This is a genomic window from Meridianimarinicoccus sp. MJW13, assembly GCF_014901205.1.
GTDB lineage: Bacteria > Pseudomonadota > Alphaproteobacteria > Rhodobacterales > Rhodobacteraceae > Meridianimarinicoccus.
Window position 1 is genome coordinate 267,409 of record NZ_JACNMU010000001.1, and the last position, 21,801, is coordinate 289,209.

20 protein-coding genes and 1 riboswitch are annotated in these 21,801 nt (G+C 65.5%); of the genes, 9 read left to right on the forward strand and 11 right to left on the reverse strand.

Going from position 1 to position 21,801, the window contains the following annotated elements:
• Window positions 1-121: 121 nt before the first annotated feature.
• The 4 genes from H8B03_RS01170 to ade form a co-directional block, all read right to left on the reverse strand.
• The gene (locus tag H8B03_RS01170; protein WP_193139444.1) at window positions 122-1,000 is read right to left on the reverse strand and encodes a DMT family transporter; all 879 of its coding nucleotides are present in this window, start codon (window positions 998-1,000) and stop codon (window positions 122-124) included.
• 83 nt (window positions 1,001-1,083) lie between these two features.
• Window positions 1,084-1,371: an HU family DNA-binding protein gene (locus tag H8B03_RS01175; RefSeq protein ID WP_193139446.1), complete on the reverse strand. Its 288-nt coding sequence runs from the start codon at window positions 1,369-1,371 to the stop codon at window positions 1,084-1,086.
• A gap of 122 nt (window positions 1,372-1,493) precedes the next feature.
• Window positions 1,494-2,957: an AMP nucleosidase gene (locus H8B03_RS01180; RefSeq protein ID WP_193139448.1), complete on the reverse strand. Its 1,464-nt coding sequence runs from the start codon at window positions 2,955-2,957 to the stop codon at window positions 1,494-1,496.
• 7 nt (window positions 2,958-2,964) lie between these two features.
• Complete coding sequence (gene ade, locus H8B03_RS01185; RefSeq protein ID WP_193139450.1) at window positions 2,965-4,761, reverse strand: adenine deaminase; 1,797 nt, start codon at window positions 4,759-4,761, stop codon at window positions 2,965-2,967.
• Window positions 4,762-5,345: 584 nt separating this feature from the next.
• Window positions 5,346-5,435, forward strand: a riboswitch (TPP riboswitch).
• A gap of 48 nt (window positions 5,436-5,483) precedes the next feature.
• On the opposite strand from ade, the gene thiM reads away from it, so the two are divergent.
• The 7 genes from thiM (at window position 5,484) to H8B03_RS01220 (ending at window position 10,899) form a co-directional block, all read left to right on the forward strand.
• Window positions 5,484-6,275: a hydroxyethylthiazole kinase gene (gene thiM, locus H8B03_RS01190; RefSeq protein WP_193139451.1), complete on the forward strand. Its 792-nt coding sequence runs from the start codon at window positions 5,484-5,486 to the stop codon at window positions 6,273-6,275.
• Window positions 6,272-6,919 carry a thiamine phosphate synthase gene (thiE, locus tag H8B03_RS01195; protein WP_193139453.1) on the forward strand — a complete coding sequence of 216 codons (648 nt, stop codon included), beginning with the start codon at window positions 6,272-6,274 and terminating at the stop codon, window positions 6,917-6,919. The genes thiM and thiE overlap by 4 nt, the downstream gene beginning before the upstream one ends.
• Window positions 6,916-7,749, forward strand: a complete 834-nt coding sequence (gene thiD, locus H8B03_RS01200; RefSeq protein ID WP_193139455.1) for a bifunctional hydroxymethylpyrimidine kinase/phosphomethylpyrimidine kinase — start codon at window positions 6,916-6,918, stop codon at window positions 7,747-7,749. Before thiE ends, thiD begins: the two co-directional genes overlap by 4 nt.
• Window positions 7,746-8,684 (forward strand): ABC transporter substrate-binding protein, encoded by a 939-nt coding sequence (locus tag H8B03_RS01205; protein ID WP_193139457.1) that lies wholly within the window; start codon window positions 7,746-7,748, stop codon window positions 8,682-8,684. The genes thiD and H8B03_RS01205 overlap by 4 nt, the downstream gene beginning before the upstream one ends.
• On the forward strand, window positions 8,681-9,364 hold the full coding sequence (gene tenA, locus H8B03_RS01210) for a thiaminase II (protein WP_193139458.1): 684 nt from the start codon (window positions 8,681-8,683) through the stop codon (window positions 9,362-9,364). Before H8B03_RS01205 ends, tenA begins: the two co-directional genes overlap by 4 nt.
• A 70-nt stretch (window positions 9,365-9,434) precedes the next feature.
• Window positions 9,435-10,157: an ABC transporter ATP-binding protein gene (locus tag H8B03_RS01215; RefSeq protein ID WP_193139460.1), complete on the forward strand. Its 723-nt coding sequence runs from the start codon at window positions 9,435-9,437 to the stop codon at window positions 10,155-10,157.
• 1 nt (window position 10,158) lies between these two features.
• Window positions 10,159-10,899 carry an ABC transporter permease gene (locus H8B03_RS01220; protein WP_193139462.1) on the forward strand — a complete coding sequence of 247 codons (741 nt, stop codon included), beginning with the start codon at window positions 10,159-10,161 and terminating at the stop codon, window positions 10,897-10,899.
• Here the strand turns inward: H8B03_RS01220 and H8B03_RS01225 are convergent.
• The 7 genes from H8B03_RS01225 to H8B03_RS01255 form a co-directional block, all read right to left on the reverse strand.
• A complete protein-coding gene (locus tag H8B03_RS01225; RefSeq protein WP_226925628.1) occupies window positions 10,896-12,368 on the reverse strand; it encodes a mechanosensitive ion channel family protein in 1,473 nt (490 codons plus the stop codon). The genes H8B03_RS01220 and H8B03_RS01225 overlap by 4 nt on opposite strands.
• A gap of 162 nt (window positions 12,369-12,530) precedes the next feature.
• A complete protein-coding gene (locus H8B03_RS01230) occupies window positions 12,531-12,926 on the reverse strand; it encodes a F0F1 ATP synthase subunit epsilon (RefSeq protein ID WP_193139466.1) in 396 nt (131 codons plus the stop codon).
• A gap of 12 nt (window positions 12,927-12,938) precedes the next feature.
• Window positions 12,939-14,357: a F0F1 ATP synthase subunit beta gene (gene atpD, locus H8B03_RS01235; protein ID WP_193139468.1), complete on the reverse strand. Its 1,419-nt coding sequence runs from the start codon at window positions 14,355-14,357 to the stop codon at window positions 12,939-12,941.
• Window positions 14,358-14,375: 18 nt separating this feature from the next.
• Window positions 14,376-15,245, reverse strand: coding sequence for a F0F1 ATP synthase subunit gamma (locus tag H8B03_RS01240; protein ID WP_193139470.1), 870 nt, complete (start codon window positions 15,243-15,245; stop codon window positions 14,376-14,378).
• Between the two features lie 21 nt (window positions 15,246-15,266).
• Window positions 15,267-16,805 carry a F0F1 ATP synthase subunit alpha gene (gene atpA / locus H8B03_RS01245; RefSeq protein ID WP_193139472.1) on the reverse strand — a complete coding sequence of 513 codons (1,539 nt, stop codon included), beginning with the start codon at window positions 16,803-16,805 and terminating at the stop codon, window positions 15,267-15,269.
• The gene (locus H8B03_RS01250) at window positions 16,805-17,365 is read right to left on the reverse strand and encodes a F0F1 ATP synthase subunit delta (protein WP_193139474.1); all 561 of its coding nucleotides are present in this window, start codon (window positions 17,363-17,365) and stop codon (window positions 16,805-16,807) included. The genes atpA and H8B03_RS01250 overlap by 1 nt, the downstream gene beginning before the upstream one ends.
• Before the next feature lie 303 nt (window positions 17,366-17,668).
• Window positions 17,669-18,430, reverse strand: coding sequence for a class I SAM-dependent methyltransferase (locus tag H8B03_RS01255; protein ID WP_193139476.1), 762 nt, complete (start codon window positions 18,428-18,430; stop codon window positions 17,669-17,671).
• 63 nt (window positions 18,431-18,493) lie between these two features.
• Between H8B03_RS01255 and gloB the strand changes: the two genes are divergently transcribed.
• Window positions 18,494-19,261 (forward strand): hydroxyacylglutathione hydrolase, encoded by a 768-nt coding sequence (gloB, locus tag H8B03_RS01260; protein ID WP_193139477.1) that lies wholly within the window; start codon window positions 18,494-18,496, stop codon window positions 19,259-19,261.
• A 162-nt stretch (window positions 19,262-19,423) separates the two neighbouring features.
• Window positions 19,424-21,751 (forward strand): ATP-dependent Clp protease ATP-binding subunit ClpA, encoded by a 2,328-nt coding sequence (gene clpA / locus H8B03_RS01265; protein ID WP_193139479.1) that lies wholly within the window; start codon window positions 19,424-19,426, stop codon window positions 21,749-21,751.
• The last annotated feature ends 50 nt before the right edge of the window (window positions 21,752-21,801 follow it).

The following is a 21,801-nucleotide window of genomic DNA, read 5'->3' on the forward strand; positions in this document are numbered from 1 at the left end:
TCCCGCCCGTCCTTGCTTCGTGCCGAAGCGCGTCCCGTTGGGCCGGGCGCCGCTGCGCGGCGCCTTTTGAGTATTTTCGCCAAGAAGAATCAGGCTGGGTCGGCGACCGCCGCGGCGGAGATCAGGCCGTCTGCGCGGGCCGTTGGCGCGACAGTTGCACCGCGAGGATTCCCATGGTCACGATCAGCACCCCGATGCCATCGGTCAGCCGGATCGGTTCGCCCAGCACCACCGCCGCGACCAGAACGCCGAATACCGGGTTGAGGAAGTGGAAGGTGGCGGCGCGGGTCGCCCCTACCCGATTGACCAGCCAGAACCAGACGATGGTGGCCAGCAGCCCCGGCACCACGGTGGTATAGGCAAAGGCCGCGCCGAGACGCCAGGTCACGATCACCGGCTCGATCCCGGTGATCAGCACCGGCACCCAGAGCACCGCCGAGCCCACCAGCATCTGCAGCCCGACGATCATCAGCAGGTTGCCGCCCGACGTGGCACCGCGCACCATCAGCGTCGCCGTGGTCAGCGCCAGCATCCCCAGCACGCAAAGACCGATGCCGAAGGGATCGGCGCCGCCGCTGATCCGGGCGCTCATGATCACCACGACGCCGATCAGCCCGGCCACCAGACCGGCGATGGCCTGCCGGCTGAGCCGTTCACCCATGGCGAGCCAGCCGAAGGCCGCCACCGCCAGCGGCATGGTCGAGGCGATGATCGAGCCCACCGAGGCCTCTACCGTCTGCATCGCCACGAAGTTGAGCCCGAGGTAGAGCGCGTTCTGGCAGACCCCGAAGATCAGCGTCGCCTGCCACTGGCGCCGGGTCAGCCGCCACGTCTGGCCTAGCGCCAGCGCAATCGCCACCGCGATGCCGCCCGAGATCAGGAAGCGCAGGGCCAGGGCCGCGATCGGCGGCGCCTCGGCCACGATGATGCGGGCCGAGGTGAAGGCCGAGGACCACATCAGCCCGAAGGCCAGCCCCGCCAGAATTGCCTTGAGATCCATGTCGCGCTCCAACGAAAAAGGGCCGCACCGGGCGACCCTTGATCACGATGTGCCGGGACGGGCAAGCGCCCTGCCCCAAACGGTCAGTCGTTGACGCTGTCTTTCAGCGCCTTGGCGACGGTGATCTTGACCACCTTGTCGGCCTCTTTCTTGATCTGCTCGCCGGTGGCGGGGTTGCGCACCATACGCTCGGGACGCTCGCGGCAGTAGAACTTGCCGACACCCGGCAGGGTCACGGCACCGCCGCCCGAAACTTCGCGGGTGATCAGCCCGGTGATGGCGTCCAGCGCCGCGGTCGCGGTCTTCTTGTCTGCCCCCATTTCATCGGCGATTGCTGCCACCAGTTGTGCCTTGGTCATCGGTTTGCTCATTCTAGCCTCCAGAGCCTGCCTTTTGTCATTGGCCTCAGTCTAGCGGCAAGCGATTCAGCGGCACAATGGTTTTCGCCTGCTTTCCTTGGCGAAAAGGCAAGTTTTCAAGGGTTTTTTGGCTCTCAGAGGAAGGCCGTCTCCTCGAAAGAGCGCAGTTTGCGCGAATGGATGCGTTCCAGCGGCATGTCGCGCAGCAGCTCCATCGCCCGCACCCCGATTTCCAGATGCCGCGAAACCTGCGTCTTGTAGAAGTCGCTGGCCATGCCGGGCAGCTTCAGCTCGCCGTGCAGCGGCTTGTCGGAGACGCAGAGCAATGTGCCATAGGGCACGCGGAAGCGGAAGCCGTTGGCGGCGATGGTGGCGCTTTCCATATCCAGCGCAATGGCCCGTGACTGGCTGAGGCGATGCACAGGGCCGGTAGGATCGCGCAGTTCCCAGTTGCGGTTGTCGATGGTCGCCACGGTGCCGGTGCGCATGATGCGTTTCAGCTCGTACCCTTCCAGCCGGGTGATTTCGGCCACCGCCTGTTCCAGTGCCACCTGGATCTCGGCCAGCGGCGGGATCGGCACCCAGACCGGCAGATCGTCGTCCAGCACGTGATCCTCGCGCAGATAGGCATGGGCCAGCACGAAATCGCCCAACCGCTGCGAGTTCCGCAGCCCGGCGCAATGGCCCACCATCAGCCAAGCATGCGGGCGCAGCACGGCGATATGGTCGGTGGCGGTCTTGGCGTTCGACGGACCGACCCCGATGTTGACCAGCGTGATCCCCGAGCCGTCGGCGCGGGTCAGGTGATACGACGGCATCTGCGGCAGCTTGCCGGGATGCAGAAGGTCGTCCTTGGGACCGGTGATCGTGGCATTGCCCGGCCCCACGAAAGAGGTATAGCCGCTGTCCGGATCGCCCAGCACCTGCCGCGCGAAGGCTTCGAATTCATCCACGTAGAACTGGTAGTTGGTGAACAGCACGTGGTTCTGGAAGTGCTCGGGGTCGGTGGCGGTATAGTGGCTGAGACGGGCCAGAGAATAGTCGATGCGCTGCGCCGTGAAGGGCGCCAGCGGCGACACCGCGCCCGGCCCGGCTGGAACCATGCCGTTGACGATATCGTCGTTGGTCGAATTCAGGTCGGGCACGTCGAAGGCATCGCGCAGGGCGAAGGTCAGCGCGCCGTCATGGGGCACCGCCTTGCCGGCCATGGCGAAATGCAACGGCATCGGGGTGTCCGAGACCCCGATTCGCACTGCCGTGCCGTGGTTCTTTTGCAGCAGCCGGATCTGCTGCTTGAGATAGTTCTCGAACAGGTCGGGCCGGGTCACCGTGGCGGCGAATTCGCCCGGATGGCCCACATGGCCAAAGCTCAACCGGCTGTCCACAGGCGCGTACGAGCCCATGACCACCCGGATCTCGGGGTAATAGGCGCGATAGCGGCCCGCAGGCTCGCCGGCTTTCAGCGCCGCCTCGAACCCATCGGCCAGATGCAGCCGTGCCACATCGTACAGCTCCTGCAGATAGGCCACGGCCAGCGCGGGATCGGTGAATTCGCGCGCCGGCATCTCGGGCGGCGTCAGAAGGGATACGTCGTTCATAAGGGGTTCAGCTTTCAATCAGATCGGTCAGTTCGAAGCGGGTGACATCCACCAGCCCCATGTCGGAAATGCGCAGTTCCGGGATCACCACCAGCGCCAGCAGCGAATGCTGCATGTAAGCGTTGTTCAGGGTGCAGCCGCAGGTTGCCATGGCCTCGACCATCGCCTGTGCCTGTGCGGCCACCTCGGCCGCCGGGCTGTCGGACATCAGCCCCGCCACCGGCAAGGGCACCGAAGCCAGCTCGACCCCGTCGCGAAACACCGTGATGCCGCCGCCCAGTTCGCCCAGATGATTCGCCGCCGCCGCCATATCCGCGCGCGCGGTGCCCACCACGATCATGTGATGGCTGTCATGGGCCACGGTCGAGGCGATCGCCATGTTGCCCTGATACCCGAAACCCGACACGAAGGCATTCTGAACTTCGCCGGTGGCGCGGTGACGCTCGACCAGCGCGATCTGGCAGACATCCTGCGCGGGATCACCTTCGATCCGGCCATCGACCACCGGCAGTTCGCGCACCAGCGCCTTGGTCGGGGCCTGATTCTCGACCACGCCGATGACCTTGGCGGTGACGTGATTGGCACCTTCGGGGGCCGGGATCTCGAAATCGGGCGCGGCAAGGGTCTTGCCCAGATGCACGGTGGCGCGGGCGTCCTCGGGCCAGTCCAGATGCGGGCACTCCACGGTGATCCGGCCGTTTTCGGCCACCACCTGCCCCCGCGCGATCACCGTCTCGATGGGCAGCGCGGTCAGGTCCGAGGTCAGGATCACATCCGCCCGCCGCCCCGGCGCGATGGACCCCAATTCACGCTCCAGCCCGAAATGGGTGGCGGTGTTGATCGTACACATCTGCAGGGCCACCAGCGGGTCGCAGCCGCAAGCGATGGCATGGCGCAGCACCCGATTCATATGGCCGTCATTGACCAGCGTGCCGGAATGGCAATCGTCGGTGCACAGGATGAAGTTGCGCGGGTCCAGCCCCTTTTCGGTGACCGCCGTGATCTGGCTTTCCACGTCGTACCAGGCCGAGCCCAGCCGCATCATCGACCGCATCCCGGCGCGCACGCGGGCAATGGCATCGCCCTCGCAGGTGCCTTCGTGATCATCCGCCGGGCCGCCCGCCGCATAGGCATGAAAGTCCGGGCCCAGATCGGGGCTGGCATAATGTCCGCCCACGGTCTTGCCCGCGGCTTGCGTCGCCGCAATCTCGGCCAGCATCTTGGGGTCGCCATTGACCACGCCGGGGAAATTCATCATCTCGCCCAGCCCGATGATACCGGGCCAGACCATCGCCTCGGCCACATCCTCGGGGGTGATTTCATAGCCGGTGGTTTCCAGACCCGGTGCCGAGGGCGCGCAACTGGGCATCTGGGTGAAGATGTTGACCGGCTGCAGCAGCGCCTCGTCATGCATCAGCCGCACGCCGCGCAGGCCCAGCACATTGGCGATCTCATGGGGATCGGTGAACATGGTGGTGGTGCCATGGGGGATCACCGCGCGGGCGAATTCCGCCGGGGTCAGCATGCCGCTTTCGATGTGCATATGCGCATCGCACATGCCGGGGATCATGAAGCGCCCGGCGACCTCGATCACCTGCGTCTCCGGTCCGATGCAATGGCTGGCGTCGGGCCCACAATAGGCAAACCGGCCGTCGGCAATGGCCAGGTCGTGATTTTCAAGGCATTCGCGCGTGTGAACGTTGACCCAGGTGCCGCCTTTCAGAACAAGGTCGGCAGGCGCGCGACCGGCGGCGACGGCAATCAAACGGGGGGCACAGTCGGCCCAGGAGGAAATGGTCTGCATGGCCAAGGCTGACACAAGCTGCGGGGGAACGGCAAGTGATATTGCGGTGACAATCCGGGGGGTTGCCGGGTCGTGCCGCAGCGTTGTGCAAGGCGACCCGCACGGTGATTTCCCGCGCCGGGTGGGAAATTCCATACCCTGATGGGACCCGCGCAGCTCCGGCGTCAACAATTTGATGAGATTCGGCTGCTAGACCAAGGGCTGCCGGAACTGGTGCCGGAAACGGCCGGTGCAAAATGCACTCACCATGGCATTCGGATGACCCGAGGGGAGACCTCCTTGCCCCCGCGGGTCCGGCGGCGGCGCGCGCAGGACGCCAGTGCAGGCGCGCGCCGCCCCGCTGACCGACTAGACCCGTCGCGCGCGGCCGGGGGTGCAACGCCGCCCGCCCGCGAAGTCTGTCCGGCTCTCTGTAGGTACACCACATCGCTGGGCCGTCCGGTTCGCGGCCCGGCAGGGGGCATCCCCCGGTTCGATCCGGCATCCCTTGGCCAGCGCCTAGCGCCGCCTGCCCGGCGGCAGCCCGCCCCCCCCCCGCGCCGATTTTCGCCCGTGACACGGCCGCGAGACTGTGGTTTACCCCCTGCCCGAGACAGGGGCGCCCGCTGGGCTGAGACGTACCCTTGGAACCTGATCCGGTTGATCCCGGCGTAGGAAGTCTTGCGGACCCGCCCCGTTGCTGCCCCGCATTGCCTCCTGCGTCTTGATAGGAGGCGCAAGACGTGACCACCCCCCCTGCCGAGGCCCTGCGCACCCTGCGTGCCCAGACCCCGCTGGTGCAATGCATCACCAATTTCGTGGCCATGAATTTCTCGGCCAACGTGCTGCTGGCGGCGGGCGCTGCCCCGGCCATGATCCATTGCGCCGAGGAAAGCGGCGATTTCGCCGGGGTCGTGGGCGCGCTGTCAGTGAACATCGGCACCCTGTCGCCGCCATGGGTCGACGGCATGCGCGCCGCCATCGCCGGGGCACAGGCGGCGGGCACGCCGTGGGTGCTGGACCCGGTCGGCCATTTCGCCACCCCCTACCGCGCCCGCGTCGCGCAAGACCTCGTGGACCTGCGCCCGACCATCATTCGCGGCAACGCCTCGGAAATCCTGGCACTGGCCGGTGAAGCGTCAGAAGGGCGTGGCGTCGATGCCAGCGATCCGGTCGCCGCCGCCGAAGGCGCCGCCCGGGCGCTGGCCGTCCGCACCGGCGGCACCGTGGCCATCACCGGCGAGGTTGATTTCGTCACCGACGGCACCCGCGCCCTGCGGATCCACGGCGGCCACCCGCTGATGCCCCGCGTCACCGCCACCGGCTGCGCCCTGTCCAGCCTCGTTGCCGCCTTCGCCGCCGTCACCGAGGACCCGTTCGACGCCACCGCCGCCGCCCTGACGCTGTTTGCCGCCGCCGGTCAGCGCGCGGGCATCGGTGCCGCCGGACCGGGAAGTTTCGCGCCCGCCTTTCTGGATGCGCTCTACCTTGCCAAGCCCGAGGATCTGGACTGGATCGAAAGGCACGCCGCATGAGCCGCCGCCCCCTGCCCGACCTCTCGGCCTATCTGGTGCTCGACCCCGGCCTGTGCGGCGGCCCCGAGGGCATGATCGCCACCACCCGCGCTGCGCTGGCGGGCGGGATCACCGTGGTGCAACTGCGCGACAAGACCCATGGCACCGAAGCCCTGATCGACACCGGTCGGACGTTGATGCGCCTGCTGGAGGGCACCAAGGTAGCCCTGATCGTCAACGATGACATCGATGCTGCGCTGGCCATCGGCGCCCACGGGCTGCACATCGGCCAGGGCGACCTACCGGTGGCCGAGGCCCGCGCCCGGCTGGGTGAAACCCCGCTGCTTGGCCTGTCGGTGGAAACCCCTGAACTTGCCGCGCAAGTGGATCCGGCCCTTGTCGATTACGTCGGCTGTGGCCCGGTCTTCGCCACCCCCACCAAGACCGACCACAAGACCCCCGTGGGATTCGACGGTCTGGCCCGGATCGTGGCCGCCGCCCCGGTGCCCGCCGTGGCCATCGGCGGGCTGAAGCCCGAACATGCGCGAGACGCCCTGAGGGCCGGCGCACAGGGCCTTGCCGTGGTTTCGGCCATCTGCGGCCAGCCCGACGCGCAAGCCGCCACACACACCCTTGTCACCGCGCTCTCGGAGGCCCGCTCATGATCCCCAACGTGCTGTCCATCGCCGGCTCCGACCCCTCGGGCGGCGCCGGCATCCAGGCCGACCTCAAGGCAATCTCGGCGCGCGGTTGCTACGCCATGGCCGCGCTGACGGCCCTGACCGCGCAGAACACCACCGGCGTCACCGGCGTGCACCTTGTGCCGCCGGCCTTCGTCGCCGACCAGATCGCCACCGTCTTTGCCGATGTGCGCGTCGATGCGGTGAAGATCGGCATGATCGCCACCGCCGAGATCGCCGAGGCGGTGTCCCGCGCCCTTGCCCCGCATCGCGGCATTCCGGTGGTGCTGGACCCGGTGATGATCGCCAAGGGCGGGGCGGCCCTGCTGGACCCCAATGCGGTCGAAGCGCTGACCCGCCACCTGCTGCCGCTGGCCACCCATCTGACACCCAACCTGCCCGAAGGCGCGGCCCTGCTGGGCGCGTCCCCCGCCACCACCCGCGCGGCGATGGAGGACCAGGCCACCGCCCTGCGCGCCTTCGGCCCCCGCACGGTGCTGCTGAAGGGCGGCCACCTGCCCGGCGACCAAAGCCCGGACCTGCTGGTCTCGGACCACGGCCTGCGCTGGTTCGAAGCCGCCCGCATTCCCACCGCCAACACCCATGGCACCGGCTGCACCCTGTCCTCGGCGCTGGCGGCCGAACTGGCCATGGGCGCCTCGGATCCCGAAGCGGTGCGCACCGCCAAATCCTATGTCACCGGCGCGGTTGCCAGGGCGGGCGAGCTTTCCGTCGGCCACGGCCACGGCCCGACCCATCATTTCCACGCCTATTGGCCGCCCGCGGCCACCTATCCCGAAAGGACCCAAGGATGAGAACCCTTGCCGCCTCTGCCCTCGCCCTGATGCTTGCCCTGCCCGCGCAGGCCGCCGACGAGATGACCCTGATCCTCGACTGGTTCGTGAACCCCGATCACGGGCCGATCATCGTCGCGCAGGAATTGGGCTATTTCGCAGAACAGGATCTTGAGGTCGAGATCATTGCCCCCGCCGATCCCTCGGACCCGCCCAAGATGGTGGCCGCGGGCCGCGCCGATCTGGGCGTCTCCTACCAGCCGCAACTGCATCTTCAGGTCGCCGAAGGGTTGCCGCTGATCCGCGTCGGCACGCTGGTCGCCACGCCGCTGAACTGCCTGCTGGTGCTGGAAGACGGCCCGGTCAAGACCCTCGCCGATCTGGACGGCCGCAAGGTCGGCTTCTCGGTCGCCGGTGTCGAAGAGGCGCTGCTGACCAAGATCCTGTCCAACGGCGGGCTGACCATGGACGACATCAAACTGGTCAACGTCAACTGGTCTCTGTCGCCCGCGCTGATGGCCGGTCAGGTGGATGCGGTCATCGGCGCCTTTCGCAACTTCGAACTCAACCAGATGGAGATCGAGGGCATCGCGGGCCGCTGCTTCTATCTGGAGGAAGAAGGCATCCCCGCCTATGACGAACTGATCTACGTCGCCAACCCGGACACCATGGATGCCGACATGATCCGCCGCTTCCTGACCGCCACGGAACTGGCCACCCAATACATCATCAACAACCCCGAAGCCGCGTGGGAGGTGTTCTCGGGCACCGCCAAGGAGCTTCAGGACGAGTTGAACGCCAAGGCCTGGGTCGACACCTATCCGCGCTTCTCCCTGACGCCGGCCGGTCTGGACGCGGGCCGCTACGCACGGTTCGAGGCTTTCCTTGCCGACAGCGGTCTGGTCGAAGGCACCCGCCCGGTGTCGCAACTGGCCGTGGATCTGGGCGCGCAATGAGTGCGCCCGATTATGGCCGCGCCTTCGCCCTGTGGCGGGCTGGCGCGGCGGACCCTTGGCAGGCCTATACCCGGCACGCCTTCGTCGAAGGGCTGAAGGACGGCACCCTGCCACGCGAAAACTTCCTGCACTACCTGGTGCAGGACTATGTGTTCCTTGTGCATTTCTCGCGCGCCTGGGCGCTGGCGGTCACCAAGTCCCGCACGTTGGACGAGATGAAGGCCGCCGCCGCCACGGTGAACGCGCTGGTCAACCACGAGATGCAGTTGCATGTGACCACCTGCGCCGAGGCCGGCATCTCCGAGGAGGACCTGTTCACCGCCACCGAACGGCCCGAGAACCTCGCCTATACCCGCTATGTGCTGGATGCCGGCCATTCCGGCGATCTGGCCGACCTGTTGGCGACGCTGGCCCCTTGCGTGCTGGGCTATGGCGAGATCGGCGCGCGGCTTTCGGTCGAACGGGCCGCCGACACCCCTTACGGCGATTGGATCGAGACCTATGGCGGGGCCGAATATCAGGATCTCTGCCGCGACACTGGCGCGATGATCGACGCCGCCCTTGCCCGCCGCATCGGGCCGGAGTTCGATGCCGCCCCGCGCTGGCCCGAATTGCAGGCGCAGTTCACCCGCGCCACGGCGCTGGAAGTCGGCTTCTGGGACATGGGGATGACCCCGTGACCCAGCCGCCCCGCAGCCATACGCCAGCCATACCTTTTCCGGACGTTTTCCAGACGCGGGTTTTGGCGCCATGAGCGCCCCGGCGATCCGGGTTTCGGGTCAGGCCGAAATCGGCGGCGCGACGCTGTTCGGCCCGCTGGACCTGACACTGGAACCCGGCGGCTGGACCTGTCTGCTGGGACCGTCGGGCGTCGGCAAATCCACTATCCTGCGGCTGATCGCCGGGCTGGACACCGGCGCCCGCTTCACCGGCCAGATCACCGCCGACGGCGGCCCGCTCCCCCCTTCGCACCTGGCCTATATGGCCCAGGACGACCTGCTGCTGCCGTGGCGCAGCGTGCTGGGCAACGTGATGCTGGGGGCCGAGTTGCGCGGCCAGAAGGCGGAACGGGCGCGCGCCGAAAAACTCCTTTCAGATGTTGGACTTGCGGCCCATTCCGGCAAGCGGCCCGCGGCGCTTTCGGGCGGTCAGCGGCAACGCGTGGCGCTGGCCCGCACGCTGATGGAAGATCGCCCCGTGGTGCTGCTGGACGAGCCGTTTTCGGCGCTGGACGCCCGCACCCGCGCCGACATGCAGGATCTGGCCTTCGGCCTGCTGGCCGGGCGCAGCGTGCTGCTGGTCACCCATGATCCGGCCGAGGCCGCGCGGCTGGGCCACCGCATCTTCGTGCTGGAATCCCATGGGCTTGCGCAGATGCCCACGCCCCCCGGTGCGCCGCTGCGCGCGGTGGACGACCCCGCCCTGCTGACGGCGCAGGCACAGCTTCTGCAACACCTGCGCGGGAAGGCGTAACATGGGCGCCCGGATCCTGAACGCGCTGTTCGTGACCGCCGTGCTGCTGGGGCTGTGGCAGGCGCTGGTGACGCTGGCCGATCTGCCGCCCTTCATCCTGCCCGGCCCGGTCCGGGTGGCGCAGGCCCTGTGGAACAATGCCGGGCTGATCGGCTGGCACGCGCTGGTGACCTTTTCCGAAGTGCTGGCGGGGCTGGTGCTGGGATCCCTGCTGGGGATCGTCACGGCGCTGCAACTGGCCACCTCGGGGCTGGCGCGGCGGCTGATCCGCCCGGCGCTGGTGCTGACCCAGGCGCTGCCGGTCTTCGCGCTGGCGCCGATCCTGACCCTGTGGCTGGGTTACGGGCTGTGGTCGAAGGTGCTGATGGCGGTGCTGATCATCTATTTCCCCGTCACCTCGGCCTTTTTCGACGGGCTGATGCAGACCCCGCGCGGCTATCTGGATCTGGCCCAGACCATGCAGGCGACACCGCGTCAGAGGCTTTGGCGCATCCGCGTGCCCGCCGCGCTTCCGGGACTGGCCTCGGGCCTGCGGCTGGCCGCGGTCTATGCCCCCATCGGGGCAGTGATCGGGGAATGGGTCGGGGCCAGCAACGGGCTTGGCTACCTGATGCTGCTGGCCAATGGCCGCGCCAAGATCGACCTGATGTTCGCAGCGCTGGTTGTGCTGGCCTGCCTGACGCTGACCCTGCACGTGCTGGTCAGCCGGGCCTGTGACCGGCTGACCGCGCGGATGGTCTAGGTGTCGTCGGTGCTTTCGTCGGCACCTTCGTCGCCGGACTTGAAGTCCGGCGCACCCTTGGGCCGCCCGAGCCCGTGGTCACCGTCCACCGCAACCGGGGCGACGCCCAGCAGCGGCGCCGGCGCCATCCCCGAGGCCACGTGCAGGTGCATGTCGGTCTGCGGGAAGGGGATCGAGATTCCGCCTTCGTCAAAGGCCTCTTTGACCTGGCGGGTCAGATCCCAATAGACGGTCCAGTAGTCCGTGCTGTTGACCCAGGGCCGGCAGATGAAGTCCACCGAGCTGGCTCCCAGCGCGCTGACCCGGATCACCGGGGCCGGATCGCTCAGCACCAGCGGATGCTCCTCTACCACCCGCTCAAGGATGGCCTGCGCATCAGAGATGCTGTCGTCATAGCCAATGCCGAAGGTCAGATCGACCCGGCGCGTGGTCGAAGCGGTGGTGTTGGTGATCACGTCGCCCCAGACCTTCGAGTTCGGGATCACGATGACCTGGTTGTCGGGCGTGTTGATGGTGGTGGACACCACCGACACCGATTTCACCGTACCGCCCATGCCCGCGATGGTCACATAGTCGCCCTCGTCAAAGGGGCGGTTGAACATGATCATCAGACCGGCGGCAAGGTTGCCCAGCGTGTCCTGGAAGGCAAAGGCAATGATGAAGGAAGCACCACCGACCAGAGCGAACATCGGCGTAACGTCAATCCCGAGCGCCGACAGCACCACCATCAGACCGATCGCGATGGTCAGCCAGTAGACCACCATCGCAAGGAAAGCCTGCAACAGCCGCGACAGGTTCGGCACCCGGCCAAGCGCCCGGCGCACGAAGCCGCGCACGGTGCGGCTGACAATCAACAGAAGGATGAAGGCACCGACGATCGTCACGACCTGGATTGCAAGGGCAATACCGCCTTCGCGATCCTGCGCCCACGACAGGGCCAGACTGACCAATGTCCGCCAGTCCGCGTTCTGCTTTTCATCGACAATGATCGCATTTCGGTAGGCACGGAACGACGCCACCACGGCCTCGTCGCCGCCCTTCTTCTCGAAGGCGTCGACCACGGTGATATAACGGGCAAAGGCTTCGCCGCGCTGGTCGCTCATGGAAGTCAGCCGGTCCCGCATGTCCTCGGTGGCGTCGCCTTCGGCCTGCAGGATGACCACCTGCTGATCGACGACCGCCTGCGTCTGACGCTGGACGATCTCCAGCCAGGTTTCGGCCAGGGCCTGCAACTGGTCCGCCGTCAGCGGAATGACCAGCAGCTTCAACTCGTCCAGAGGAATTCCGGTGCTGTCCAGTCCTTCGGGATAGGACGGCCCTTCTTCGGCGGGCGCTTCCTCGGCGGCGGCGGCATCGCCCTCGGCCGGGGCTTCCGCCGATTCATCAGCGCCCGCGGCAGCGGGGGGGGTCTGGGCAAAAGCGGGCGCGGTCAGGACCTGACCTGAAACCGCGGCGAAAAATAGAATCAAGAGAAGGCGGCGAAGCATCTGTTGGGCAAGCTTTCCTGTTGAACACGGGGGGGACACGCCCCGAACCGGGACGCCATGGTGGTCAGAGGAATAGCGCATTCCGAACACAAGAAAACCCCCCGGATGTGATCCGAGGGGTTCAGAACACGCAATAAAACTGCGTTATTCCATGTCTTCCAGAAGCTTGACCAGATCGGCCACCAGTTTGGCAGCCACATCCTTGTGCTCGCCCGACGCATCCTCGTGGGTGCTGCGGGCGGCGACCAGGTGTTCCTCGACGGCCGGTCTGGAATCGGCGTGGCGGGGAAAGGCCCGCTCGGCCAGGACCGTGGTCGCATCTGCGGTGATCTCGGCAAACCCGCCGGTGACGGCGAATTCACTGGTGCCGTCCGGCCCGGTCACCTTGAGGATTCCGGGACGAAGGGTGGTGATCAACGGCGCATGGTTCGGCATGGCCGTCAGGTCACCTTCGGCGCCCGGGATCTGGACCGAGGTCGCGGTGAGCGAAGCCAGGCTCCGCTCGGGCGACACGAGGTCGAATTGTAGGGTATCAGCCATGCGCCTGTTCCCTTATGCCGCGTCCGCGGCCATCTTCTCGGCCTTGGCGATCACTTCGTCGATGTCGCCCACCATGTAGAAGGCGGCCTCGGGAAGATGATCGTATTCGCCGGCCACGACGGCCTTGAACGACTCGATGGTTTTTTCCAGCGGGACCTGAACACCGTCCGAACCGGTGAACACTTTCGCAACGTCGAAGGGCTGCGACAGGAAGCGCTGGATTTTCCGGGCACGGGCAACGGTCAGTTTGTCTTCTTCCGACAGTTCGTCCATGCCGAGAATGGCGATGATGTCCTGCAGCGACTTGTAGCGCTGGAGAATCCCCTGCACTTCACGCGCAACGTTGTAGTGCTCTTCGCCCAGAACCGCCGGGTCCATCAGACGCGACGAGCTGTCGAGCGGGTCCACGGCCGGGTAGATACCCAGTTCCGAGATGGCGCGCGACAGAACGGTGGTGGCGTCCAGGTGGGCAAAGGTGGTGGCCGGGGCCGGGTCGGTCAGGTCGTCCGCGGGAACATAGACGGCCTGGATCGAGGTGATCGAACCGGCTTTGGTCGAGGTGATGCGTTCCTGCATCGCGCCCATGTCGGTGGCCAGCGTCGGCTGGTAGCCCACAGCGGAAGGAATCCGGCCCAGCAGGGCGGACACTTCCGAACCGGCCTGCGTGAAGCGGAAGATGTTGTCGACGAAGAACAGAACGTCGGTGCCGGACTGGTCGCGGAACTGCTCGGCCAGGGTCAGGCCGGTCAGCGCCACACGGGCACGGGCTCCCGGAGGTTCGTTCATCTGACCGTACACCAGGGCCACCTGCGATTCTTCCAGGTTGTCCGGCTTGATCACGTTCGATTCGATCATCTCGTGATACAGGTCGTTGCCTTCACGGGTCCGTTCGCCAACACCCGCGAACACCGAGAAGCCCGAGTGCACTTTTGCGATGTTGTTGATCAGTTCCATGATCAGAACGGTCTTGCCCACACCGGCGCCGCCGAACAGGCCGATCTTGCCGCCCTTGGCGTAGGGCGCCAGCAGGTCGATCACCTTAATGCCGGTGACCAGAATGTCGCTCGAGGTCGACTGCTCGTCGAATTGCGGAGCGGGCTGGTGGATGGCGCGGGTCTCGCTTGCGGTGACCGGCCCTTTTTCGTCCACCGGCTCGCCGATGACGTTCAGGATACGGCCCAGAGTGGCGTTGCCAACCGGGATCGAGATCGGGGCGCCGCTGTCCTCAACCGCCTGGCCACGAACCAGACCTTCGGTGGCGTCCATCGCGATGGTCCGGACCGTGTTTTCACCGAGGTGCTGGGCCACTTCCAGAACCAGTTTCTTGCCATTGTTTTCGGTGGTCAGTGCGTTCAGAATCGCCGGCAGTTCGCCGTCGAACTTGACGTCAACGACCGCGCCGATGACCTGGGCTACCTTGCCTTGTGCCATGTCGTGTCTCCGGTTCCTTTAGAGCGCCTCGGCGCCCGAGATGATTTCGATAAGCTCGTTGGTGATGACGGCCTGACGCGAGCGGTTGAACTCGATGGTCAGCTTGTCGATCATTTCGCCAGCGTTGCGGGTTGCGTTGTCCATTGCCGACATCCGCGCGCCCTGCTCCGAGGCGGCGTTTTCCAGCAGGGCCGCGAAGACCTGCGTGGCAACACCCCGAGGCAGAAGGTCGGCCAGGATGCCTTCCTCGCTGGGCTCGTAATCGTACAGCGTGCTCGCTTCCGCGGTTTCTTCAAAGCTCGCCGGGATGATCTGCTGTGCCGTCGGCACCTGGCTGACCACGCTTTCGAACTGGGCGTAGAAGATGGTGCAGACGTCGAATTCGCCGCCGTCGAAACGGGACAGCAGATCCTGGGCCACCGACAGGGCGTTGTCATAACCGATACGCTTGACATGGCTCAGGTCAACATGGGCGACAAACAGATCCCCCAGATCGCGCTTCAACTGCTCGCGGCCCTTCTTGCCGACGGTCAGGATCTTCACGGTCTTGCCCTGCCCGCGCAGCTTTTGCGCATGGATGCGGGCCAGCTTGGCGATCGACGAGTTGAAGCCGCCGCACAGGCCCCGTTCGGAGGTCATCACCACCAGAAGGTGGGTCTGATCCGCGCCGGTTCCGCTGAGCAGTTTCGGCGCACTCGGGGAGCCGCCGACCGACGCCGCCAGCCCACTCAGAACGGCGTTGAACCGTTCTGTGTAGGGCCGGGAAGCCTCGGCACTCTCCTGGGCGCGGCGAAGTTTCGCCGCCGCGACCATCTGCATGGCTTTCGTGATCTTGCGAGTGCTTTTGACACTCTCGATCCGATTTTTGAGATCCTTAAGGTTAGGCATGTGCGCTCTCCCTCAAGGTGCTCAAGCGAAGCTAGCAGCGAATTCGTCGAGCGCAGCCTTGATCTTGTCTTCCAGCTCACCTTTGACCTTGCGGTCGTTCTCGGTGATGTCGACCAGCAGGTCCGACTTCTGGTTCCGCAGGAAGGCCAGCAGCCCCTGCTCGAAGCGGCCCACGTCGGACACCGGGATCTTGTCCAGGTAGCCCTTGGTGCCGGCAAAGATGACGCAAACGATTTCCGCGTTGGTCAGCGGCGAATACTGCGGCTGCTTCATCAGTTCGGTCAGGCGGGCGCCGCGGTTCAGCAGGCGCTGGGTCGCAGCGTCCAGGTCGGACCCGAACTGGGCGAAGGCCGCCATTTCGCGGTACTGCGCCAGTTCCAGCTTCACCGGGCCGGCAACCGATTTCATCGCGTCGGTCTGCGCCGAAGAGCCCACACGCGACACCGACAGACCGGTGTTCACGGCCGGGCGGATGCCCTGGAAGAACAGTTCGGTTTCCAGGAAGATCTGGCCGTCGGTGATCGAGATCACGTTGGTCGGAATGAAGGCCGACACGTCGCCACCCTGGGTTTCGATGATCGGCAGTGCGGTCAGCGAGCCGGCACCGTGATCCTCGTTCAGCTTGGCAGACCGCTCCAGCAGGCGGGAGTGCAGGTAGAAAACGTCACCCGGATAGGCTTCACGTCCCGGCGGGCGGCGCAGCAGCAGCGACATCTGGCGGTAGGCAACGGCCTGTTTGGACAGGTCATCGTAGATGATCAGCGCGTGGCGACCGTTGTCGCGGAAGTATTCCGCCATGGCGGTCGCGGCGTAGGGCGCCAGGAACTGCATCGGCGCGGGGTCCGACGCGGTGGCGGCGACGACGATCGTGTAGTCGATGGCGCCGGTTTCTTCCAGCTTCTTCACCAGCTGTGCCACTGTCGAACGCTTCTGACCGACGGCAACATAGATGCAGTACAGCTTCTTGCTTTCGTCGTCGCCAGCGGCGTCGTTGTAGACTTTCTGGTTCAGGATGGTGTCCAGCGCCACGGCGGTCTTGCCGGTCTGACGGTCACCGATGATCAATTCCCGCTGGCCGCGGCCGATCGGGATCATGGCGTCGACCGATTTCAGGCCGGTGGCCATCGGTTCGTGGACCGATTTACGCGGGATGATGCCCGGCGCTTTCTGGTCGGCGACGCGACGCTCGGTGGTCTCGATCGCCCCCTTGCCGTCAATCGGGTTGCCCAGACCGTCGACAACGCGGCCCAGCAGGGCTTCGCCAGCAGGGACGTCCACGATGGCGTTGGTCCGCTTGACGGTGTCGCCTTCCTTGATGTCCTGGTCCGTCCCGAAGATCACGACGCCGACGTTGTCGCTTTCCAGGTTCAGGGCCATCCCGCGGATACCGCCCGGGAATTCGACCATCTCGCCGGCCTGGATATTGTCCAGACCGTAAACGCGCGCGATGCCGTCCCCGACACTCAGCACACGGCCGACCTCGGCAACTTCTGCTTCCTGTCCGAAGTTCTTGATCTGCTCCTTAAGGATCGCAGAGATTTCGGCTGCCTGGATTCCCATTATCCGACCTCTTTCATTGCATTCTGGAGGTTTGCGAGCTTGGCCGCGATCGACGTGTCGATCATCCGCGAGCCCACCTTGACTACAAGACCGCCGATGAGGCTTTCATCCACGGTCGCCTTGATCTTGATATCCTTGCCGATCTTCGCCTTCAGCGTTTCCGCAAGGCGTGCGGCCTGCGCGTCGGTCAGCGCGGCTGCCGATTTCACATCGGCGGTTACTTCGCCTTTTTCCTCGGCGATCATCTCGTGCAGGGCCGCGATCAGCTGCGGCAGCACGAACAGACGGCGTTTCGAAGCCATCAGGGCCAGCGTGTTGCTGGTCAGCGCCGACAGGCCCATTTTCCCGGCAAGCGCCACGATGGCATCCTGCTGTTCCTGGCGCGCATACAGCGGCGACCGCACCATGGCCTCGAACTCGGCGCTTTCGCCAAGGGCGGCGCCCAGGGCATCCGCATCGGATTCTAGGGCCGCAAGCTGGCCTTCTTCTTTTGCCAGATCAAACATGGCAGTGGCATAGCGCTCGGCGATGCCTGAGGAGATCGAAGCTGGTTCGGACACGTCCACCCTTTCGATGTCGTTGGCCGGAACACACCCTGCGGGCGGCACCGGTCGGGGCCTGTGGCTCGTGTGCTCACGCAGCCGTCAAAATCAGCGCGGGTGTAGCAAAGCAGGTATTCACAGGCAACAGCGCAACATGGCTCAGATTGCAGCAGAGCGCCAGAAAATAAGGGGGTTTGGGCGGGTGCGACGGTTTGTGCAATCCATGCAAACCAGACATGTCATTTCCCGGACAGCCCGATTGCCCGCTTCCGCCCCGTTTTCGAGACCTTGATTCTCATAATTATTTCTTCGAATACCGAGTCAGTCTTGCCCGGACCGTGTCGCCACCGGACGCGCCGGGGCCATGCCGCCCAGAACCCGGATCGGATCGGGCAGCGCGTCGCGCACCGCGTTGCCGGTGGGGCGGAAGACCTCCTTGCAGGCTTCCACCATCAGCACGCCGCCAGCATAGCGGTTGGACAGGCTTTGCCCGACACGCTCGCAGAACGGTCCGGCCTTCAGCCAGAACCGCTTGTGCGAGGGCGGCTGGAACAGGGCGACCTCGTGACGTTCGGCGGAAAACCCGTGGCGCTTCATCTGCGCTTCCAGCTGTCCCAGGCTGTAGGGCCGGCCATAGCCGAAGGGGGTCTGATCCGACCGCGCCCAGATCCCCGCCCGGTTCGGCACGATAAACAGGATGCGCCCGCCCGGCCCCAGCACCCGGCTGCATTCATCCAGCAACGCCGAGGGGTATTCCGAGGTTTCCAGCCCGTGCATCAGCACCAGCTTGTCGACCATGCCGGTGGGCAGCGGCCAGCGCGCGTCCTCGCACAGTACCGAGACATTGGGCATCCCCGCCGGCCAGGGCATCACCCCCTGTGGCCCCGGCATCAGACCGACCACCCGCCGCGCATCCGCCAGATAAGGTCGCAAAAGCGGCACGGCAAAGCCGAAGCCCGCCACGGTCTGGCCCTTGGCCTCGGGCCACATTTCCAGAACCCGGTTGCGAATGGCGCGTTGGGCGGCCCGGCCCAGACGGGTCCGGTAGTAGAAGGTTTTCAGGTCCTGCACATCAAGATGCATTGCACAGCTCCATCCGCAGGGCGTAGCGTCGTGGAAACATTACCGCATCACTCCAGGAACACCATGCCCCTTGAACTCGTCACCGTGCCCTGTCTTTCCGACAACTATGCCTACATCCTTCACGATGCGGACAGCGGGGCTACGGCCGTGGCGGATGTGCCCGACGCCATGGCGGTCGAGGCCGCGCTGAAAAACCTCGGGTGGACTTTGAGCCATATCCTGGTGACCCACCACCATGATGACCATATTGGCGGGGTCGACGCCCTGCGCGCCGCCACGGGTGCCAAGGTCGTCGGCAACGCCGCCGATGCCAGCCGCCTGCCCCGACTCGACATCTCGGTCAGTCCCGGCGATCGGCTGGAATTCGGCACCGATACACTTGAGATTCTGGATGTCTCCGGCCACACGATCGGGCATATCGCCTATTTCTTCGGCAACGCCCATGTTCTGCTGTCCGGCGACAGCCTGATGGCCTTGGGCTGCGGGCGCCTGTTCGAAGGCACGCCGGCGCAGATGCACGCCAGCCTGACACGCATGGCCGCCCTGCCCGATGACACGAAAATCTGTTCGGGGCATGAATATACACAAGCCAACGCCCGCTTTGCCCTGAGCGTCCATCCGGACAACGCCGCCCTGAAAGCCCGTGCCGAAAAGGTGAACCTGCTGCGAAAAGACGGTCACCCCACGGTTCCCACCACTTTGGCCGAAGAAAAAGCCACCAACCCGTTTCTGCGCACGGACGACCCGGCCATCCGCCGTCTGCTGGGGATGGAATCGGCAACAAACACTGAGGTTTTTGCCGAGATACGCGCCCGCAAGGATCGCTTCTGAAGGGGCCGATTGCCCCCCGCTCACGCCCCGGAAACACGCCCCGGTGCCAAGAGGTTGAAGAAAAAACACTTGAAGACGCTGTCAGAAAACCAAAACTTAAACCTGTGAGCCCACGGTCGAAGCGGGTTTACCCTTCGACCCAATGTGAAAGGAGCACGCCACGTGCCGTCGTTTTCCAACACACTAGAGCAGGCAATTCATGCGGCACTGGCCATGGCCAACACCCGCCGTCACGAGCTGGCGACCCTGGAGCATCTGCTGCTCGCCCTGATCGACGAACCCAATGCCGCCAAGGTCATGCAGGCCTGCGGTGTGGATCTGGACGTGCTGAAAGCCACCCTTGAAACCTTCATCGACGAGGAACTGACCTCGCTCGTGACCGAGGTGGAGGGGTCCGAAGCCGTGCCCACCGCCGCGTTCCAGCGGGTGATCCAGCGCGCGGCGATCCATGTGCAGTCCTCGGGCCGCACCGAAGTGACCGGCGCCAACGTGCTGGTGGCGATCTTCGCCGAACGCGAAAGCAACGCCGCCTTCTTCCTGCAGGAACAGGACATGACCCGCTATGACGCGGTGAATTTCATCGCCCATGGCGTGGCCAAGGATCCCAGCTATGGCGAGGCGCGCCCGGTGACCGGGGCCAGCGACTATGAAGAAGAGGTTGCGCAGGCCGCCCCGGAAGCCGAAGCCAAGGATTCCGCGCTGGCCAAATACTGCGTGGACCTGAACGCGAAATCCGCCAAGGGCGATGTCGATCCGCTGATCGGCCGCGACCAGGAGGTCGAGCGTTGCATCCAGGTGCTTTGCCGCCGCCGCAAGAACAACCCGCTGCTGGTGGGCGACCCCGGTGTCGGCAAGACCGCCATCGCCGAGGGGCTGGCGCGCAAGATCGTGCAGGGCGAAACGCCTGAAGTGCTGTCCGGGGCCACCATCTATTCGCTCGACATGGGGGCGCTGCTGGCCGGCACCCGCTATCGCGGCGATTTCGAGGAACGGCTCAAGGCGGTGGTGTCGGAACTGGAAGACCACCCCGACGCGGTGCTGTTCATCGACGAGATTCACACGGTGATCGGCGCCGGGGCCACCTCGGGCGGGGCGATGGATGCCTCCAACCTGCTGAAGCCGGCGTTGCAGGGCGGCAAGCTGCGCTGCATGGGCTCCACCACCTACAAGGAATTCCGCCAGCATTTCGAAAAGGACCGCGCGTTGAGCCGCCGGTTCCAGAAAATCGACGTGTCGGAGCCTTCGGTGGAAGACACCGTGAAGATCCTCAAGGGCCTGAAACCCTATTTCGAGGAACATCACGAGATCAAATATACCAGCGATGCGATCCGCACTGCGGTGGAACTTTCGGCGCGCTACATCAACGATCGGAAACTGCCGGACAAGGCCATCGACGTGATTGACGAGGCCGGCGCGGCGCAGCATCTGGTCGCCGAAAGCCGCCGCCGCAAGACCATCGGCGCGAAAGAGATCGAGGCCGTCGTCGCCAAGATCGCCCGCATCCCGCCGAAGAACGTCTCGAAAGACGATGCCGAGGTGTTGCGCGATCTGGAAACCACGCTCAAGCGGGTGGTTTTCGGGCAGGACGAAGCCATCGTGGCGCTGTCCTCGGCGATCAAGCTGGCCCGCGCCGGTCTGCGTGAGCCCGAGAAGCCCATCGGCAACTACCTGTTTGCCGGCCCCACCGGCGTCGGCAAGACCGAAGTCGCACGGCAACTGGCCGACAGCCTGGGCGTCGAACTGCTGCGTTTCGACATGTCGGAATACATGGAGAAACACGCGGTCAGCCGTCTGATCGGTGCTCCTCCGGGGTACGTCGGCTTCGACCAGGGCGGCATGCTGACCGATGGCATCGACCAGCATCCGCATTGCGTGCTGCTGCTGGACGAGATCGAAAAGGCGCATCCGGATGTCTACAACATCCTGCTGCAGGTGATGGATCACGGCAAACTGACCGACCACAATGGCCGGCAGGTGGATTTCTCGAACGTGATCCTGATCATGACCTCGAACGCCGGGGCCGCCGAACAGGCCAAGGCCGCCATCGGTTTCGGCCGCGACCGCCGCGAGGGCGAGGATACCGCCGCCATCGAACGAACCTTCACGCCGGAATTCCGCAACCGGCTGGACGCGGTGATCAGCTTCCGTCCGCTGCCGCAGGAGGTCATCCTGCAGGTGGTCGAGAAGTTCGTGCTGCAGCTTGAAGCCCAGCTCATGGATCGCAACGTCACCATCGAGCTGTCTCCGGCGGCGACCGCTTGGCTGGCCGAGAAGGGCTATGATGACAAGATGGGCGCCCGCCCGCTGGGCCGTGTGATCCAGGAATACATCAAGAAGCCGCTGGCCGAGGAACTGCTTTTCGGCAAGCTGGCCAAGGGCGGCGTGGTCCTTGTGACCGTGGAAGACGGCGCACTGAAACTGACCAGCGAGCCACCGGAAAAGGCGCGCCTGTCCAACGACAAGCGCCCGCCGCTGCTGACCGCGGATTGATCCCGCAGCCCTTCGACACAAAAAAACCCCCGCCATCGCGCGGGGGTTTT

What these genes read in the sequence shown, in the direction of transcription:
- H8B03_RS01170 (WP_193139444.1), bottom strand. Translation starts at nt 1,000, where the DNA reads ATGGATCTCAAGGCAATTCTGGCGGGGCTGGCCTTCGGGCTGATGTGG.
- H8B03_RS01175 (WP_193139446.1), bottom strand. Translation starts at nt 1,371, where the DNA reads ATGAGCAAACCGATGACCAAGGCACAACTGGTGGCAGCAATCGCCGAT.
- H8B03_RS01180 (WP_193139448.1), bottom strand. Translation starts at nt 2,957, where the DNA reads ATGAACGACGTATCCCTTCTGACGCCGCCCGAGATGCCGGCGCGCGAA.
- ade (WP_193139450.1), bottom strand. Translation starts at nt 4,761, where the DNA reads ATGCAGACCATTTCCTCCTGGGCCGACTGTGCCCCCCGTTTGATTGCC.
- thiE (WP_193139453.1), top strand. Translation starts at nt 6,272, where the DNA reads ATGAGCCGCCGCCCCCTGCCCGACCTCTCGGCCTATCTGGTGCTCGAC.
- thiD (WP_193139455.1), top strand. Translation starts at nt 6,916, where the DNA reads ATGATCCCCAACGTGCTGTCCATCGCCGGCTCCGACCCCTCGGGCGGC.
- H8B03_RS01205 (WP_193139457.1), top strand. Translation starts at nt 7,746, where the DNA reads ATGAGAACCCTTGCCGCCTCTGCCCTCGCCCTGATGCTTGCCCTGCCC.
- tenA (WP_193139458.1), top strand. Translation starts at nt 8,681, where the DNA reads ATGAGTGCGCCCGATTATGGCCGCGCCTTCGCCCTGTGGCGGGCTGGC.
- H8B03_RS01215 (WP_193139460.1), top strand. Translation starts at nt 9,435, where the DNA reads ATGAGCGCCCCGGCGATCCGGGTTTCGGGTCAGGCCGAAATCGGCGGC.
- H8B03_RS01220 (WP_193139462.1), top strand. Translation starts at nt 10,159, where the DNA reads ATGGGCGCCCGGATCCTGAACGCGCTGTTCGTGACCGCCGTGCTGCTG.
- H8B03_RS01230 (WP_193139466.1), bottom strand. Translation starts at nt 12,926, where the DNA reads ATGGCTGATACCCTACAATTCGACCTCGTGTCGCCCGAGCGGAGCCTG.
- atpD (WP_193139468.1), bottom strand. Translation starts at nt 14,357, where the DNA reads ATGGCACAAGGCAAGGTAGCCCAGGTCATCGGCGCGGTCGTTGACGTC.
- H8B03_RS01240 (WP_193139470.1), bottom strand. Translation starts at nt 15,245, where the DNA reads ATGCCTAACCTTAAGGATCTCAAAAATCGGATCGAGAGTGTCAAAAGC.
- atpA (WP_193139472.1), bottom strand. Translation starts at nt 16,805, where the DNA reads ATGGGAATCCAGGCAGCCGAAATCTCTGCGATCCTTAAGGAGCAGATC.
- H8B03_RS01255 (WP_193139476.1), bottom strand. Translation starts at nt 18,430, where the DNA reads ATGCATCTTGATGTGCAGGACCTGAAAACCTTCTACTACCGGACCCGT.
- gloB (WP_193139477.1), top strand. Translation starts at nt 18,494, where the DNA reads ATGCCCCTTGAACTCGTCACCGTGCCCTGTCTTTCCGACAACTATGCC.